Annotated in this window: 16 protein-coding genes; 5 read left to right on the top strand and 11 right to left on the bottom strand. The window is 63.0% G+C overall.

The window, feature by feature from the left end; translation table 11 throughout:
• Positions 1-3: 3 nt before the first annotated feature.
• From VGP39_RS23430 to VGP39_RS23390, 9 genes are all read right to left on the bottom strand, one after another.
• On the bottom strand, positions 4-1,281 hold the full coding sequence (locus tag VGP39_RS23430; protein ID WP_327570479.1) for an NAD(P)/FAD-dependent oxidoreductase: 1,278 nt from the start codon (positions 1,279-1,281) through the stop codon (positions 4-6).
• 9 nt (positions 1,282-1,290) lie between these two features.
• Entirely contained in the window at positions 1,291-1,587 is a 297-nt protein-coding gene (locus VGP39_RS23425; RefSeq protein WP_327570478.1) for a cytochrome C, read from the bottom strand.
• A 50-nt stretch (positions 1,588-1,637) separates the two neighbouring features.
• A complete protein-coding gene (locus VGP39_RS23420) occupies positions 1,638-3,836 on the bottom strand; it encodes a xanthine dehydrogenase family protein molybdopterin-binding subunit (RefSeq protein ID WP_327570477.1) in 2,199 nt (732 codons plus the stop codon).
• 9 nt (positions 3,837-3,845) lie between these two features.
• Positions 3,846-4,295, bottom strand: a complete 450-nt coding sequence (locus tag VGP39_RS23415) for a (2Fe-2S)-binding protein (protein WP_327570476.1) — start codon at positions 4,293-4,295, stop codon at positions 3,846-3,848.
• A 188-nt stretch (positions 4,296-4,483) separates the two neighbouring features.
• The gene (locus tag VGP39_RS23410; protein ID WP_327570475.1) at positions 4,484-5,269 is read right to left on the bottom strand and encodes an ABC transporter ATP-binding protein; all 786 of its coding nucleotides are present in this window, start codon (positions 5,267-5,269) and stop codon (positions 4,484-4,486) included.
• Positions 5,257-6,312, bottom strand: coding sequence for a dihydrodipicolinate synthase family protein (locus VGP39_RS23405; RefSeq protein ID WP_327570474.1), 1,056 nt, complete (start codon positions 6,310-6,312; stop codon positions 5,257-5,259). Before VGP39_RS23405 ends, VGP39_RS23410 begins: the two co-directional genes overlap by 13 nt.
• A gap of 8 nt (positions 6,313-6,320) precedes the next feature.
• On the bottom strand, positions 6,321-7,142 hold the full coding sequence (locus tag VGP39_RS23400; protein ID WP_327570473.1) for a GNAT family N-acetyltransferase: 822 nt from the start codon (positions 7,140-7,142) through the stop codon (positions 6,321-6,323).
• A complete protein-coding gene (locus VGP39_RS23395; protein WP_327570472.1) occupies positions 7,129-8,166 on the bottom strand; it encodes an NAD(P)-dependent oxidoreductase in 1,038 nt (345 codons plus the stop codon). Before VGP39_RS23395 ends, VGP39_RS23400 begins: the two co-directional genes overlap by 14 nt.
• A gap of 18 nt (positions 8,167-8,184) precedes the next feature.
• Positions 8,185-8,943 carry an ABC transporter permease gene (locus VGP39_RS23390; protein ID WP_414644781.1) on the bottom strand — a complete coding sequence of 253 codons (759 nt, stop codon included), beginning with the start codon at positions 8,941-8,943 and terminating at the stop codon, positions 8,185-8,187.
• 122 nt (positions 8,944-9,065) lie between these two features.
• Between VGP39_RS23390 and VGP39_RS23385 the strand changes: the two genes are divergently transcribed.
• On the top strand, positions 9,066-10,067 hold the full coding sequence (locus VGP39_RS23385; protein ID WP_327570470.1) for an ABC transporter substrate-binding protein: 1,002 nt from the start codon (positions 9,066-9,068) through the stop codon (positions 10,065-10,067).
• Positions 10,068-10,240: 173 nt separating this feature from the next.
• On the opposite strand, the gene VGP39_RS23380 is transcribed toward VGP39_RS23385, so the two are convergent.
• A complete protein-coding gene (locus VGP39_RS23380) occupies positions 10,241-10,999 on the bottom strand; it encodes a sulfite exporter TauE/SafE family protein (protein WP_327570469.1) in 759 nt (252 codons plus the stop codon).
• A gap of 10 nt (positions 11,000-11,009) precedes the next feature.
• The gene (locus tag VGP39_RS23375) at positions 11,010-11,483 is read right to left on the bottom strand and encodes a DUF1127 domain-containing protein (RefSeq protein ID WP_327570468.1); all 474 of its coding nucleotides are present in this window, start codon (positions 11,481-11,483) and stop codon (positions 11,010-11,012) included.
• Between VGP39_RS23375 and VGP39_RS23370 the strand changes: the two genes are divergently transcribed.
• From VGP39_RS23370 to VGP39_RS23355, 4 genes are all read left to right on the top strand, one after another.
• On the top strand, positions 11,422-12,765 hold the full coding sequence (locus tag VGP39_RS23370; protein ID WP_327570467.1) for a PLP-dependent aminotransferase family protein: 1,344 nt from the start codon (positions 11,422-11,424) through the stop codon (positions 12,763-12,765). The genes VGP39_RS23375 and VGP39_RS23370 overlap by 62 nt on opposite strands.
• A 238-nt stretch (positions 12,766-13,003) precedes the next feature.
• The gene (locus VGP39_RS23365) at positions 13,004-14,602 is read left to right on the top strand and encodes an NAD(P)/FAD-dependent oxidoreductase (RefSeq protein WP_327570466.1); all 1,599 of its coding nucleotides are present in this window, start codon (positions 13,004-13,006) and stop codon (positions 14,600-14,602) included.
• Positions 14,603-14,610: 8 nt separating this feature from the next.
• Entirely contained in the window at positions 14,611-15,003 is a 393-nt protein-coding gene (locus VGP39_RS23360) for a cytochrome c (RefSeq protein ID WP_327570465.1), read from the top strand.
• 117 nt (positions 15,004-15,120) lie between these two features.
• Positions 15,121-15,516, top strand: a 396-nt coding sequence (locus tag VGP39_RS23355; protein ID WP_327570464.1) for a Rid family hydrolase, incomplete at its 3' end; no start/stop codon positions are given.

The raw sequence follows: 15,516 nt of genomic DNA, 5'->3' as shown, positions 1-15,516 counted from the left end.
CGCTCAGCCAAAGACTTCCGCCGTGGTGGTCTCGAACCAGGACTGCGCATAGACCGCTTCGCTAGCGCGAAAATCGCGCGGCGCGTCCGCCGGACTTACGCCGCCGGAACCTTCGACCTCCGCAAGCAGGCCATTCTTGGGATGGTAAACGCCAGCGACGGAGAAGCCGTAGCCGGGCGCCGCCAGACTGTAGCAAGTGTTGATCAGTTTCGGCGCGGCCGGCACCCCGCCTGCGATCAACGTTGCGACCGCGCCGGCGCAAGCCTTGGCCTGCGCATTCGCCGAAAACGCGGATTTCGGCATCGCGCCGGCGACGCAGGCATCGCCGATGACATGAATGTTCGGCACTGCTTTGGACTCGAACGTCACGGGGTCGATGGCGCACCAGCCGGTGTTGTCGGCCACGCCAGCGATCCCGGCAATGCGACCGGCTCTCTGCGGCGGAATGACGTTTGCCACCTGCGCGGTGTGATTGCCGAAATCGGTGATCAGCGTGTTGGTCGATGAATCGACGGCGTTGACCTTGCCGCCTTGCGTCAGGGATATCCACTCGACCAATCCCGGATACAGTTCTTTCCAGGCGTTCTGGAACAGGCGTTGTTTGGAGAAGGTGTCCTTGGCGTCGAGGATAAGCAGCTTCGAACGCGGCTTCTTGGTCTTCAGGTAGTATGCGATCAGGCAGGCGCGTTCGTAAGGTCCCGGCGGGCAGCGATAGGGATTGGCGGGTGCCGCGATCACCACCAGGCCGCCATCTTCCATGGCTTCGAGTTGCTTGCGCAACAGCAGCGTTTGCTCGCCCGCTTTCCAGGCGTGCGGCATCTTCGCGGCGGCGGCCTCGTCATAACCCGGCAATGCGTCGAAGCGCAGATCGATGCCGGGCGCCAGCACCAGCCGGTCGTAGGCAAGCGACGTGCCGTCGGCGAGCCCAGCGGTGCGCGCTTGCGAGTCGATCCTGGTTGCCGCCTGCGCGATCACGCTCACGCCGTCTGCGGCGATCTTGTCATAGGTGAATTGCTGCTGCTCGATCGAACGCAGTCCGGCGATAACGGTGTTGCTGAACGGGCAAGCGGTGAAGGTCCGGTTCGGCTCGACCAGCGTCACCTGCAATTTTGGATCGATCTGTTTCAGCGCGCGCGCGCAACTCGCGCCGCCAAAGCCACCGCCGACAACGACGATGCGCGCTGCGGATTGTGCGAACGAAGGCCGCGGAAATGCCAAGGCTGCCGCGCCAACCGCGGCGGCGCCGCAGAATTCTCGACGGTTCAGATGCTTTGTGCCCAATTCGGCCTCTTATTTCTGCGCCGCGAACCACGCCGCGATCGGGCGTAACTCGTCGTCGGAAAAACCCTTTGCGATTCGGTTCATCACCGTCGTTGGACGCGAACCGTCGCGAAATGCGGCCATCGCGGTCAACATCTCGCCGGCGTCGCGGCCGTAGAGCCGCGGAACCGGTGTGGCCGCCGCCGCGCGGGCGGAGTGGCACCCCGAACAGGATGCCGCGCCGGGCGGAGCTTCGGAAGCCGCACGCACCGGCACGGCCCACGCCATGATCGTCGCAATCCCGACGGCGATGCGTAACGCTTTCATGAGTGGAAATCCCAGGTAACGGCGGCGGCCCGAAGACCGCCGCCTTGCTGTCAGGCGAAGGTGATGTTCTGGTCCTTCAACGGCACCGAGCGGATGCGTTTGCCGGTTGCCGCGAAAAAGGCGTTGAGCACGGCGGGCGCCGCCACGCAGATGGTCGGCTCGCCGACGCCGCCCCAGAAGCCGCCGCTCGGCATGATGATCGATTCCACCTTCGGCATCTCGGCCATCCGCATCGAATTGTAGGTATCGAAGTTGCTCTGCTCGATGCGGCCGTCCTTGACCGTGCACGCTTGATAGAACAGCCCCGACAAGCCATAGACGAAGGAGCCCGCTATCTGCCGTTCGATCTGTGCCGGATTGACCGCATAACCACAATCGGTGGCGGCAACGATGCGATGCACCTTGATCTTGTTGCCGTCGATAACCGAGATTTCGGCGGCCCCCGCGACGTAGCTGCCATAGCCCATATGCTGGGCGATGCCGCGGAAGACGCCTTTTGGCGGCGGCGTGGTCCATCCGATTTTCTCCGCGACCGCATTGAGCACGCCGAGATGCTTTGGATGTTTCGACATCAGCTTGCGCCGGAACTCGACCGGGTCCTGGCCGACCGAGTGCGCAAGCTCATCCATGAAGCATTCGAGATAGATCGCGTTCTGATTGACATTGACGCCGCGCCAGAAGCCCGGCGGAACGTGCGGGTTGCGCATGGAATGCTCGACCAGCAGATTGGGGAACGTATATCCGATCGCCCAATCTCCCTTCTCATGGAGGCCCTGGAATGCCGCCGGGTCCTTGCCGTTCTCCAGCGCCGCGGGGCGCACGGTGAACAGGATCGATTGCCCCGATATCCGCACCTGCAGCGCGGTCAAATTGTTGTCGGCATCGAAGGCGCCGGTCAATTTGCACTGCGTCACCGGATGATAGTTGCCGTGCTGCATGTCGTCTTCGCGCGACCACAGCAATTTGACGGGCGTGCCCGGCATCTGCTTGGCGATCGCCACCGCCTGCCGCACATAGTCGGTCATGCCCCGGCGGCCAAAACCGCCGCCGAGCATCTGCTTATGAACCTCGCATTTGTCGGCCGGCAGGCCTGAGGCTTCCAGCACGGCGGCAAATGCGGCCTCGCCGTTTTGGGTGCCGGTCCATACCTCGCATTTGTCCGGCGTATAGAGCGCGGTGGCGTTCAGCGGTTCCATGCAGGCGTGGTTCTGGTAGGGATAGTTGTAGACCGCTTCGACTTTCTTCGCCGCGCCGGCGATCGCCGCCTTGGCGTCGCCGTTCTGGTTGCCGACGAAGGCCGGCCCGCTGTCGAGGCCTTCCTTGAGCCACGCGGCGATCGACTCGCTGGACACCTTGGCGTTTTCTCCCTCGTCCCAGACGAGCGGCAAGGCATCGAGCGCGGTCTTGGCGTGCCACCAGGTATCGGCGACCACCGCGACGGTGGAGTCGTTGACCCGCACCACTTTCTTCACCCCCTTCATGCCCATCACTTTGGCTTCGTCGTAGCTCTTCAGCTTGCCGCCGAACACCGGGCAATCCTTGAGCGCGGCGTTGAGCATGCCCGGCAGCTTGATGTCGGCGCCGTAGATCATCTTTCCGGTGGTCTTGTCGGCGGTATCGAGCCGAAGGATTCCCTTGCCGGCGATCTTCCAGTCCTTCGGATCCTTCAGCTTGACGTCGGCGTCGGCGGGAGGCTCGAGCCTGGCTGCGGCTTCGACCACCTTGCCATAGGTCGTCTTTTTTCCCGATGGCGTATGGGTGATGACGCTGTTGGCGGCGGTGCATTCGGAGGCCGGCACCTTCCATTCATTGGCGGCGGCCTGCACCAGCATCATGCGCGCGGTGGCGCCGCCCTTGCGGACATATTCCTGCGAGGTGCGGATGCCGCGGCTGCCGCCGGTGGAAAAATCGCCCCAGGCACGCTTGCGTGCGACACTTTGACCGGGCGTTGGATATTCGGTGGTGACTTTCGACCAGTCGCATTCCAGTTCTTCGGCCACGAGTTGGGCGAGGCCGGTGAGCGTGCCCTGTCCCATCTCCGAGCGGGCAATGCGGATAACGACGGTGTCGTCGGGCCGGATCACGACCCAGACGTTGACCTCGGGGGAACCGTCGGCAGCGCGCACCACGGTCGGGCCGCCGAAAGGAAGGTCCAGACCGAGCGCGAGACCTGCGCCGGCAGCGGCGGTGCCGACCACAAAGGCGCGGCGATTGATTTTGGGCATCTTGTTCACGACATGCTTATTCATGATCTGCCCCTATGCGTTCGCGGCGGCGTGAATGGCTTCACGCGCCTGCTGGAAGGTGCCACAGCGGCAAATATTGGTGATGGCTTCGTCGATGTCCTTGTCCGTCGGTTTCGGCTTCTCCTTGAGCAAGGCGGCGACCGCCATGATCATGCCGCTCTGGCAATAGCCGCATTGCGGAACATCCTTGGCGATCCAGGCCTGCTGCACCTTGTGCAGTGCGCCATCCCCGGCGAGGCCCTCGATGGTGGTGATCTGCTTGCCGACGGCTTCGGAGACCAGCACGCCGCAGGAGCGCATCGCGACGCCATCGATATGAACGGTGCAGGCGCCGCATTGTGCAATGCCGCAACCGTATTTGGTGCCGGTGAGACCGGCGTTTTCCCGAATCGCCCACAGCAGCGGCGTATCCGCTTCGACATCCAGTTCAAATGCTTTGCCGTTAATCGTGAGGTTTGCCATCGCGTTTCCCCTGTTAGTCCAACCCATCGGATGAACCTTGGAGCAATGCTGGACTGAAAATTGGAACAGTTCAAATCAAAGATTCTGCGGACCAGCGGTTGAAGCGCTTCATTAAAGCAACTCAGACGATCTAACGATCAAAATTACTATCTTAAGTTTAGAGAGCGGGCTTCATTGCAGGATCAGCGCTACGCGCCAGGACCAAGGCCCAGGCTCGCATAGATGCGGCGCGCATAGGCGCCGAATTCATCGGTGGTCTTGATCGGCAGCGCGCGCGGAAACGGCAGGTTGATTGCAAAGTACTCGGCCATCCGCGCCGGACCCGCGGTGAGCACGGCGCAATGCGATCCGAGGAACACCGCCTCCTGAATCGAGTGCGTGACGAAAATGATGGTCTTGCCGCTTTCGCGCCAGATCCGCAGCATTTCGAGATTCATCTGCTCCCGCGTCAGCGCGTCCAGCGCGCCGAACGGCTCGTCCATCAGGATCAGCTTCGGATCGTGAATGAAGGCACGCGCGATCGCGGTGCGGTGCTGCATGCCGCCCGAGAGCTGCTGCGGATATTTGTCTTCATGGCCGGAAAGCCCGACCAGGTTGAGCAGCTCGCGCGCCCGCGCACGCGCCGCCTTGATCGGCAGGCCTACGATTTCCGCGGGCAGCAGCACGTTGTCGAGGATGGTCCGCCATTTCAACAGCAGCGCCTGCTGGAACACCATGCCGACGTCGCGCGCAGGGTCGAAGGGGGTGCGTGCATTGCCGATCTGGATAGTGCCGCCGTCGGCGGTGTGGAGTCCGGCAAGAATCTTCAGCACCGTGGTCTTGCCGCAACCGGACGGTCCGACCAGCGAGATCAATTCGCCTTCCATTACGTCCATGGTGACGTCGGACACCGCCGGAAATTCGTATCCGCGCGCGCGATAGACCTTGCGGACATTGCGCAGGCGGATGAAAGGTTCATCGGTCATGCCAGCCATTTCTGCAGATTGGCGGCGACGAAGGCGTCATCGGCAAGGTCCGCATGTTCGCGGCAGACACGGTCGATTTCGGCCATTTGACCGGGGCTCAGTCCTTCGGCCGGATCGAGGCACCAGATGCCTTGCATCAGTCCTTGCCGCCGAAGGATTTCGTGGCATCCGGCAATGCAGCCGTGAAAATTATTGGCGACGTCGAACAACGCGCTGTTGCAGTCGGTGACGCGGGCATCGAGCGCCAGCAGGTCGGCCGGCAGGCTGGTTTTGCCCCGCGCGGCGCGGCACATCTCGAATTGTTTTAAGGCGCTCGCGGTCCACACCGACCAGTGGCCGAGCAACCCGCCTTTGATATGCGCCCGGGTGGTGACGCCTTGGTCGCGCAGATCGAACGGCAGCATGAGATCGAGCAGGATATGGTCGTCATTACCTGTGTAGAGCGTGATGCGGTCGAGCGCGTTCGCCGTGGCCACACCGCGCAGCACGTCGAGCGTGCGATAGCGGTTGAACGGCGCGATCTTGATGGCGATGACATTGTCGATCGCGGCAAAACGCCGCCAGAAGTCCGCGCTCAGGATCACGCCGCCAACCGCCGGCTGCAGATAGAAGCCCACCAGCGGAATTTCCCGCGCCACCGCCTCGCAATGCGCGACGATCTCCTGCTCGGAGGCGGATTTTAATGCGGCGAGGCTGAGCAGTCCGGCGTGATAGCCGATGCCGCGCGCGATCTTTGCCTCGGCGACGGCCTGTCGGGTCGATCCAACCAGCCCAGCCACCATCGCGAGCGGCCGTTTCGTCCAGGATGCCGCGGTCTCGGCAGCGAGTTCGAGGACGGGCTTGTACAGCCCGACGCCGCGGATCGCGAATTGCGTGGTATGGACGCCGACCGCGAGCCCACCGGCGCCGGCGTCGATATAGTAGCGTGTCAGCGCGCGCTGGTGTGCGACGTCGAGCGTACGATCGGCATTGAGCGCCAGCGGATGCGCCGGGATTACGATGCCCTCGGCGATCAGGCGCCGTACCTCGGGGTTCATTTCACTGTGGCGCATGCCGTGTCCTATCCATATTCCGGGCCGGCCACGGCGATGGGCGGCTCGGCGTTTTGAATTGTCGCGCGGCCGAACCGCATGCGCTGGAACGGACGTTCGATTGACCAACCGGAGTTCGTGAGGTTCATGAGAAGTTCGTCATGTTCGCTCACCACATCGATCAGGATCGGGCCCGTTTCGGATTGCGCGATGGTTTCGACCAGTGCGGTCGCGGAGCCGGCGTCATCGGCGAACAGCGGTCCGATGTGTCGTGCCGTGCGACCGCCACGGATCAAGGCCATGGCGCTGCCATGCGAAATCAGCTGCGAGCCGGAGCGTCTGCTAAGTTCGCGCAGCAAGGCGCTGCGATCAAAACCCATCGCATGGCGATCGCGCGCGATCATCTCATCGAGATTGCCATCCGATGCGAGTTCTGGCGCTGTTGCTGATCCCGCGAAGCGCAATCGGCGCAGTTCCAGCGTCGGCGCGAATCCGAGCGGGCCGTAGACCGTAGCGCCCGCAGGCGTCGCATCGAGCCATGCGGTGACGCCTTGCTTCGCCGCAGCGTCAAGGCACGTGTCGAGCAGTTTTGTCGCAAGGCCGCGGCGACGCCAGCTTTGGGTGACCAGCACCATGCTGATCCATGCATTGCCTGAACTATAGGGCAGCAGCGCCGCGGTGGCGATCAAGTGGCCGTCACCGTCGCGAATGCCGAACACCGTTCCACGTGTCAGAAAAAATCGCCAGTCCGCCTCGTTCTGGTTCCAGCGCGCTTCCCCGGACAGCGCCAGGCCGTCGCACGCGTCATCCGCTCCGAGCGTTTCGATGGCGAGATGGTCAATAGCGCCCATCGCGCACCTCGTATTTGGTTGGCTTGCCGAGGCTCGGCATCGCGCGCGAGACCCAGTCCGCGGTCCAGGCGATCAGCCGCTCGGTATCGACGATCGGCAAGCCGAACAGTTTTGCCGCCTGCGAAGTGTCGGTCAGCCACGCCGTCGGCTGCTCGCTGCCGACAATTACCGGCTCGCGCTTGAGCAACGCGCCCACCTTGGCGGCGAGATCGCGCACGCTGAGAATTTCATGGCCGCTGACATTGATCGGGGAGGTCGGCACCTCGCAACGCGCAAGGCAGCGCAGCGCCTGCGCGGAGGCATCGCCCTGCCAGATGAAATTGACATGGCCGAGGCTGACGTCGATCGGCGTGCCCGCCAGTACCTTGCTCGCGATGTCGTGCAGTACGCCGTAACGCATGTCGATCGCATAGTTCAGCCGGAACAGCCGGCCCGGTGTCGAATATTGGCGCGAAAAATATTCCAGCATGCGCTCGCGGCCGACGCAGGATTGCGCGTATTCGCCGGGCGGATTGGGCGCCACGCGCTCATTGGCGCCTTTGCCGTCCACCGGCACGAAGGGATAGACGCAGCCGGTCGAGAACGCGACGATGCGCGCGCGTGGAAATGCCTGCGCCACCAGCGCCGGCACATGGGCATTCATCGCCCAGGTCAGCGACAGGTCGCCCTCGGCGCCGAATTTGCGCCCGGCCATGAACACGATGTTCGGCACCTGCGGCAGCGCAGCAATCGCCGCTTCGTCGAGCAGGTCGCAGTTGATGGTCTCGATGCCGCGGGCCTGCAGCCAATCCTTCACGCGCGGGTCGCTGAAGCGCGCAACGCCGATGACGCGGCGATCCGGCAGGGCGGCTTTTGCAAGCCCCGCCAACGTCGGTCCCATCTTCCCGGCGACGCCGAGGACCATGATGTCGCCATCGACCTTGCCGAGGTCGTCCAATAATGCCTGGCTCGGCCGGCACAAGAGATCGTCGAGCGCCGCGATATCGGAAATGGTGTCCGGCAGGGTGTCACGTGTCAGCAGCATGTCTCGTCCCGTATTATTTTATTGTTGCAGCCGGACGTCCCTGACCACGAACAGCCGTTCGAGGCCAAGCACCAGGCCGTACAGCGTCACCCCGAGCAGCGTCAGCAGCACCACCGCCATCACCATGGCCGGCGTGTCGAGCGAGGACTGCACCTGGATCATCAGATAGCCGAGCCCACGCTCGGAGGCGATGAATTCGCCGACGATGGCGCCGGCGACCGCGAGAATCGCGCCGACCTTCATGCCGGAAAAGATGTAAGGCAACGAGCCGGGCAGCTGGATCTTGCGGAACAGCGTCCAGCGCGAGCCGCGCAGCGATTTGACGAGGTCGAGAAGGTCGGGCTCGACCTCGCTGAGGCCCCGCGCCGTTGTCAGCAGGATCGGGAAAAAGCAGATCGAAAACGCGATCAGGATGTTGGGAAAGATGCCGTAGGAAAACCATACGATGAACAGCGGACCCAGCGCCACCTTGGGGATCATGTTCAGCGTCACGAACAGCGGCAGCAGCAACAGGCTGACCAGCGGCGACCAGCAGAACAGCACCGCCAACGTGATGCCGACCAGGGCGCCAAGGACAAAACCGCCGAGGATTTCGGCGGCGGTAACGGCGAGGTTGGAAAGCCAGGCATATTTCGCGGATGTCAGCGTGGCGAGCGTCGCCAGCGGCGAGGGCAGGATGAATTTCGGCACCGCGAAGGCGTCGACCAGGACCTGCCACAGCACGATCACGGCGAGATGCACGATCAGGATGATCGCCAAGGTTTTGGCCGAACGCATTCCGTCACCGGGCACCGCGTGTTCCTCCGCTCTTTGCGAGGCGATCGGTTGACAATCCTGTACGTCCCTTGTTGCATTGCTGAACGCAGAGGCGCAAGTGCGCAGGCGACGGGGGAGCTACCATGAAGGTTTTGAGGATTACTGGATTGGCATTGCTGTTGATGGCGCCCGTTGCCGCGCCCGCCGCCGAACCCGTCAATCTCATGTTGAACTGGGCGCCGACGGCGGATCATTCGCCGTTCTATTACGCCAAGGCGCAAGGCTGGTACGAGAAGACCGGCATCGACCTCACCATCGAGGTCGGCAAGGGTTCCGGCGTCTCCTCGCTGAAGGTCGGCTCCGGCGGCTCGCCGTTCGGTATCGCCGATCTGGCGACGATGCTGGTGGCGCGCAGCAAGGGCGCCGACGTGGTGGCGCTGATGAGCATCTACGCCAATACCGGGCAGACCTTCTACTGGCTGAAGAGCTACGGCGTCGACGGCGCCAAAACCTTTCCCGGCCACAAGATCGGCAATCCGCCCGGCGACGCCTCGCGGGTGATGTGGCCGGCCTTTGCGAAAGCCGCGGGCATCGCGCCTGATGCGGTGACCTTCGTCAACGTCGGACCGACTGCCAAGATCGCGGCGCTGAAGAGCCACACCGTCGATATCATCAGCGACTTTTATAACGAGCACGATCTGAAGGTGATCGAGTTCGGGTCCGACCTCGGCTTCGTCAACTGGAAGGACATCGGCCTCAATCCCTACGGCAACTCGCTGATCGTCAACGGCGCCTATCTGGCGAAGAACGCGAAGCTGGCGGAGGATTTCGTGCGCATCAGCCAGAAGGCGTTTGCCGCCTGCGTCGCCGATGTTGCGCCATGCCTGAAGGCGCTGCTCGATCAGGCGTCCGGCCTCGACAAGGAAAACCAGGAACGGCAGTGGGAGCGCATCAAGTTCCTGATGACCGACGATTTTACGACCAGCAAGGCGCTGGGCTGGATCGATCCGGGCCGGATGCAAAAGGACTACGATCTGGTGCAGACCTATCTCGGCATGGAAAGACCGTTCGCGGTGGAGACGGCTTTTTCGACAAAGCTGCTCGATCCGTCCGTCAAGATGGACGCGAGCAAGGTCAAGAAGTAAAAACGAAACGGCGCACTTGTGTCCCGGACGCGGTGCGGCATTCTTCATGCCGCTCCGCAGAGCCGGGACCCCGGTTCTAACACCGTCGTTACCGGGGCCCCGGCTCTGCAGCGCACCGCTTCGCAAGTGCTACGCGCTGCACTGCGTCCGGGGAACGAGATGGGCTCACAAATTCACGTGAGATAGCCGGAGACGCCGTCCCACAACAGTTTCAGCGCCGACACGATCAACAATGCGTAGACGATCCGATACATTTGGCGCTGGTCGAGCTTTGCGTGGAGCCGCCAACCGAGCCATACGCCGGCGGGAATGGCGGCTAAGCAAATCGCCATCAATGTCCAGACGTTGCCGGTCGGCCCTACCAGCAGCAGCCACGGCACTGCCTTGGTGGCGTTGCCGACGGTGAAGAACAAGCTGGTCGTTCCCGCGTAGATTTCCTTGCTGAGGCCGCGCGACAGCAGATACATCGCAAGCGGCGGTCCGCCGGAATGCGCCACCATGGTGGTGATTCCCGAGGCAAGGCCGGCACCGATCGCCTTCGGCGACGAACGCGGCTGGATCGCCACGCTCCCGTCTCCGGCAAACCACAGGGCTACAAAGATCAAGGTGACGACCGCCATCAGAATCGCGATGGCGCGGTGGTCCAGAAAACGGAATAGCAGATAGCCCGCTCCGATGCCGGCCAGGAGTCCCGGCAACAGCAGCAAAAGGTCGGGCTTCGACCACGTCGAGGGCTTCCAGTAGCGCAGCGCGAACAGATCCATCGCGATGAATAACGGCGCGAGAAGGCCGCCGGCGGTCACAGGATCCATCACGATCGACAGCAGCGGAATGCCGACGATGGAAAATCCGCCGCCGAATGCGCCCTTCATGAAGCAGATCAGGGATACGCCGGCAAAGGCGACCAGGATCGTGGCAGCGGTCAACTCCATGGCCGCCTCCTCATATCCTCGCCCGGTCGGGGCGAGCGATGAAACCGTAGACCGCCGCTTCGACCTGGTCCCGCGAAAGACCGATGTCGCGCAATTCGCGATCATTGAGTTCGCCAAGGCGCTGAAGGGCGGCCCGGCGGCCGAAATAGTGCGCGATGTCACCCGCCCAGGCGTGGAAAAGCCGCCGGAGATATCTGCCGGGTCTCACCGTGACCGCAGGCTGGAACAGTTTTGAAAGCGTTGCAGACATTGCAGTTCTCCGCTTGTTGCCCCGCGGCAATGCGATCCCCTCGGCGCAGCTTGCTTGAGCCGCGCCCGCGTCCCGCGAGACTTGCGCACCTATCGGTGCAATCTGGTTGATGTCGCTAAAATGATCCGATATAACTATCGGTGCAATAGAAACATTGTTCTCAGAGCAATTAATGTCGAAATTCGAATACTTGAAACTGGCCGACACCATCGCGGCGGAAATAGCCGATGGCACTCTTAAGCCGGGTGACCGCCTGCCGCCGCAGCGCAGCTTTGCTTACGAGCGCATGATCGCGGTTTCGACGGCGAGCCGCGTATATGCCGAGCTGCTGCGCCGCGGCCTTGTCGTCGGCGAGGTAGGAAGGGGCACCTTCATTTCGGGCGAGGCCAGGCGCGGCGTGGCGGCGGCAGGCGAGCCCCGCGGCGTCCGGATCGATCTCGAGTTCAATTACCCGATCCTTTCCACCCAAACGGCGCTGATCGCAAAGAGCCTGGAGGGATTGGAAAAACCTGCGACGCTGGATGCCGCCTTGAGGCAGGCAACCAGCGTCGGAACGCCGGCGATCAGAAGCGGTGCCGCCGAATACCTGTCGCAAGGCGCATGGTCGCCCGCCCCTGAAACGCTGGTATTCACCGGCAACGGACGGCAAAGCATTGCTGCCGCGCTCGCCTCAGCCGTTCCCATGGGCGGCCGCTGCGGCGTGGAGGCGTTGACCTACCCGTTCGTCAAGGGCATCGCCGCGCGCTTAGGTATCTCCCTCGTGCCGCTGGCAATGGACGAAGGCGGCGTGCGGCCTGACTCGGTGCAAAAGGCGCACCGCGAGGCAAATCTGTCGGCCATATATATTCAGCCGGTGGTGCAAAATCCGCTGGGCATGACGATGACATCGACGCGCCGGGCGGATCTTTTGCGCGTCGTCGAGAAGCTCAACCTTCTGGTCATCGAGGACCATGTTTATGGTTTCCTCGACAATGCGCCGCCGCTTGCCGCGCTCGCGCCGGAATCATGCATCGTACTCGACAGTCTCTCCAAAAAAGCCGCTCCCGGATTGACGCTGGGCTTCGTCGTGCCGCCGCAGCGCTTACGTGAAAGCCTCAGGGCCTCGGTGCGTTCGGGCGGATGGACCGCTTCAGGATATGCGTTTGCCGCAGCTCAACGGATGATGAGCGACGGCACCGTTTCCGAGCTTGCGCGGCTGAAGCGCATCGATGCGTGCGCGCGTCAAAAACTGGCGGCTGATTGTCTTTCAGGTTTCGAAATCCAGGCGAACGAACGATCCTATCACCTGTGGTTGACACTGCCGGAACACTGGCGTTCGCAAACTTTCGTCGCGGCCGCGGCCAGGCGCGACATTGCATTGACACCCTCGACGACCTTTGCCGTCACCCCCGGCCATGCACCGAACGCCGTCAGGCTGGCGCTCGCGGCTCCAGCAATAGATCAGCTCGAACCCGGTCTGCGCACACTGGCCGCGATGCTGAATGCCAAGGAGGACGATTTCGATTCGACCGAATAGCGACGTACTGCGCCACACATTCAGCCGTCATCCTGAGCAGCCGCGCTCTTGCGGGCGTCTCGAAGGATGGCGACGGGCACCGGCGCTTGTGTCCATCCTTCGAGGCTCGCCCAAGAGGGCGAGCGCCTCAGGATGACGGCGGTGGTCGTAGCGGGTTGGAGCAAAAGTGATTGAGGATTAAGCCGCAAACTGCGCTAAGCTCGCCGCCAATTCATGGCGATCCGATCGAGCGCCCCCGATGCACAGTGAATCCGCAAGCCTACCCAGCCGGCGCGATCTGTTGTCGCTGATCGGCGCGGTGGCCGGCAGTGCCGCGATGATTCACGCGATGACCGCGCTCGGCTTCGCGTCCGAGTCCGGATACAAGGGGCCCATCGAACTCGACGGCGATCCAAAGGGCGCGTCCGTTCTGATCCTCGGCGCCGGGCTTGCCGGCATGACCGCGGCGCTGGAACTGCGCAAGGCCGGTTACAAGGTTCAGGTCCTGGAATTCAACAGCCGGCCGGGCGGCCGCAACTGGACCCTGCGCGGCGGCGATAAATTCACCGAACTCGGCGGCGTCAGGCAGACCTGCGAATTCGATGAGGGACTCTACATCAATCCGGGGCCATGGCGGATTCCCTATCACCACCGCGCCGTGCTCGATTACTGCAAGCGGCTGAACGTGGCGCTGGAGCCGTTCATCCAGCTCAATCACAATGCGCTGCTGCATGGGTCGAAGGCGTTCGGCGGCAAGCCGCAACGCATTCGCGAGATCAAGACTGATTTTCAAGGCCACGTTTCGGAATTGCTCGCCAAGGTTACCCGGCAAGGCAAGCTCGACGAGGGCGTTTCGAAAGAGGACAGGGAGATTTTGCTGCAAGCGCTGCAGTCATGGGGCGCGCTGGACAAGGATTACGCTTACAAGGCCAATCTCATTTCCGCGGATTTTCGCGGCTTTGCCAAAGAGCCCGGTGGCGGGCTGGGAGCTGCGCCCGTACCCGGCGAGCCGATCGCGCTGTCGGATATCTTGCAGTCGCGGATGTGGCGTTACCTGCAGAATTTCGCGCTGCATGAATTCCAGACCACGATGTTTCAGCCGGTCGGCGGCATGGACATGATCGGCAAGGCCTTTGCGCGCGAAATCGGCGGCATCGTCCGCTACGACGCCAGGGTGACGCGAATCCAGCAGGACGATCGCGGCGTCATCGTCACCTTTTCGGATGCGAAGAATCCGGCGACGCCGCAGCAGACGAAGGCGGACTGGTGCGTCTGCACCATTCCGCTGTCGATTCTGAGCCAGCTTCCACTCGACGTCGGGGCGCGCATGAAGGCGGCGATCGACGCGGTGCCTTACGCGTCCGCGGTCAAGGTCGGCCTGCAGTTCAAGCGCCGCTTCTGGGAAGAGGACGAAGCGATCTACGGCGGCATCAGCTATACCGATCTGCCGATCCGGCAGATCGCCTATCCCAACACCGGCTTCAACGCCGGCGGCCGCGGCGTGCTGCTCGGCGCTTACCTTTTCGAAGGCGCCAATGCCTACGAATTCACCTCCCTGGCACCGGCCGAGCGCGTTGCGCGCGCCGTCGAATTCGGCGCCAGCCTGCATCCACAATACAAGGCCGAATTCGAGAACGGGGTCTCGGTTGCGTGGCACCGGGTGCCGTTCACGCTGGGCTGCGCCGGCAACTGGACGGACAAGGCAAGGGCGGAGCATTACGACAATCTGTGCCAGATCGACGGCCGGATCGTGCTGGCAGGCGAGCACGCGTCTTACCTTCCGGGATGGCAGGAGGGCGCGATCCTGTCGTCGCTCGACGCCATCGCGCGGCTGCACGCGCGCGTGGTGAAGACATGAGGGCTTTTGTGAATCCAGGAACCTGTGCAGCCGCGCTGGTGCTTGCGCTGTCTCCCTTTGCAGCGCATGCGCAAAGTGCAGCGCACTTCAGTCCCGCCTACAGATTCACGGAGCAAAGCGGCGAACAACTGTTTGCCAATGTCTGTCAGGGCTGCCACATGCCCGACGCCGGGGGCGCCACCGGCGCCGGAATCTATCCGTCGCTCGCCGGCAACAAGAATCTCGAAGCCGGCGGCTATCCGGTTTATGTTGTGGTCCGGGGCCAGCGCGCGATGCCGCCGTTCGGCGCCATGATGAGCGACGACCAGGTCGCCGCGGTGGTGAATTATCTGCGCACGCATTTCGGCAACGACTACACGGATGCGGTGACGGCGGAGGATGTGAAAGTGGCGCGGCCTTAAAGTTCGTCATGCCCGGGCTTGTGCCGGGCTTCCACGTCTTTACCGCGGCAAAGAAGGCAAGACGTGGACGGCCGGGACAAGCCCGGCCATGACGAAAATGAAATAGCGGAGAAATAAATGAAGCCCGTAGCCTTGCTTACCCTCGCCGCACTTCTCGCAAGCACGCCCGCAACCCGCGCCGACGTGGTGCGCACCCCCATCCCCAATTCGACTTTCCCCATCGCGCTGGCGGTGCAGGTCCCGGCCACCGCCACGACCTATTATCTCAGCGGCCAGGTGCCGCCGGTCGTCAACAAGGACGCCGACCCGTCGAGCCTTCAGGCCTACGGCGACGTCAGGACGCAAACCGTTGGCGTGCTCAACCGGATCAAGGGTATCCTCGAAGGCCTTGGACTCGGCATGGCCGACGTGGTCAAGATGCAGGTCTTTCTGGTCCACGACGCGCGCGCGCCGATGGATTTCAAGGCCTTCATGGAGGGCTACACCCAGTTCTTCGGAGGCAGCCAGCCCAAT

The organism is Bradyrhizobium sp., from assembly GCF_036009065.1.
Taxonomy (GTDB): domain Bacteria; phylum Pseudomonadota; class Alphaproteobacteria; order Rhizobiales; family Xanthobacteraceae; genus Bradyrhizobium.
This window is presented reverse-complemented; position numbering and strand designations above follow the sequence as displayed.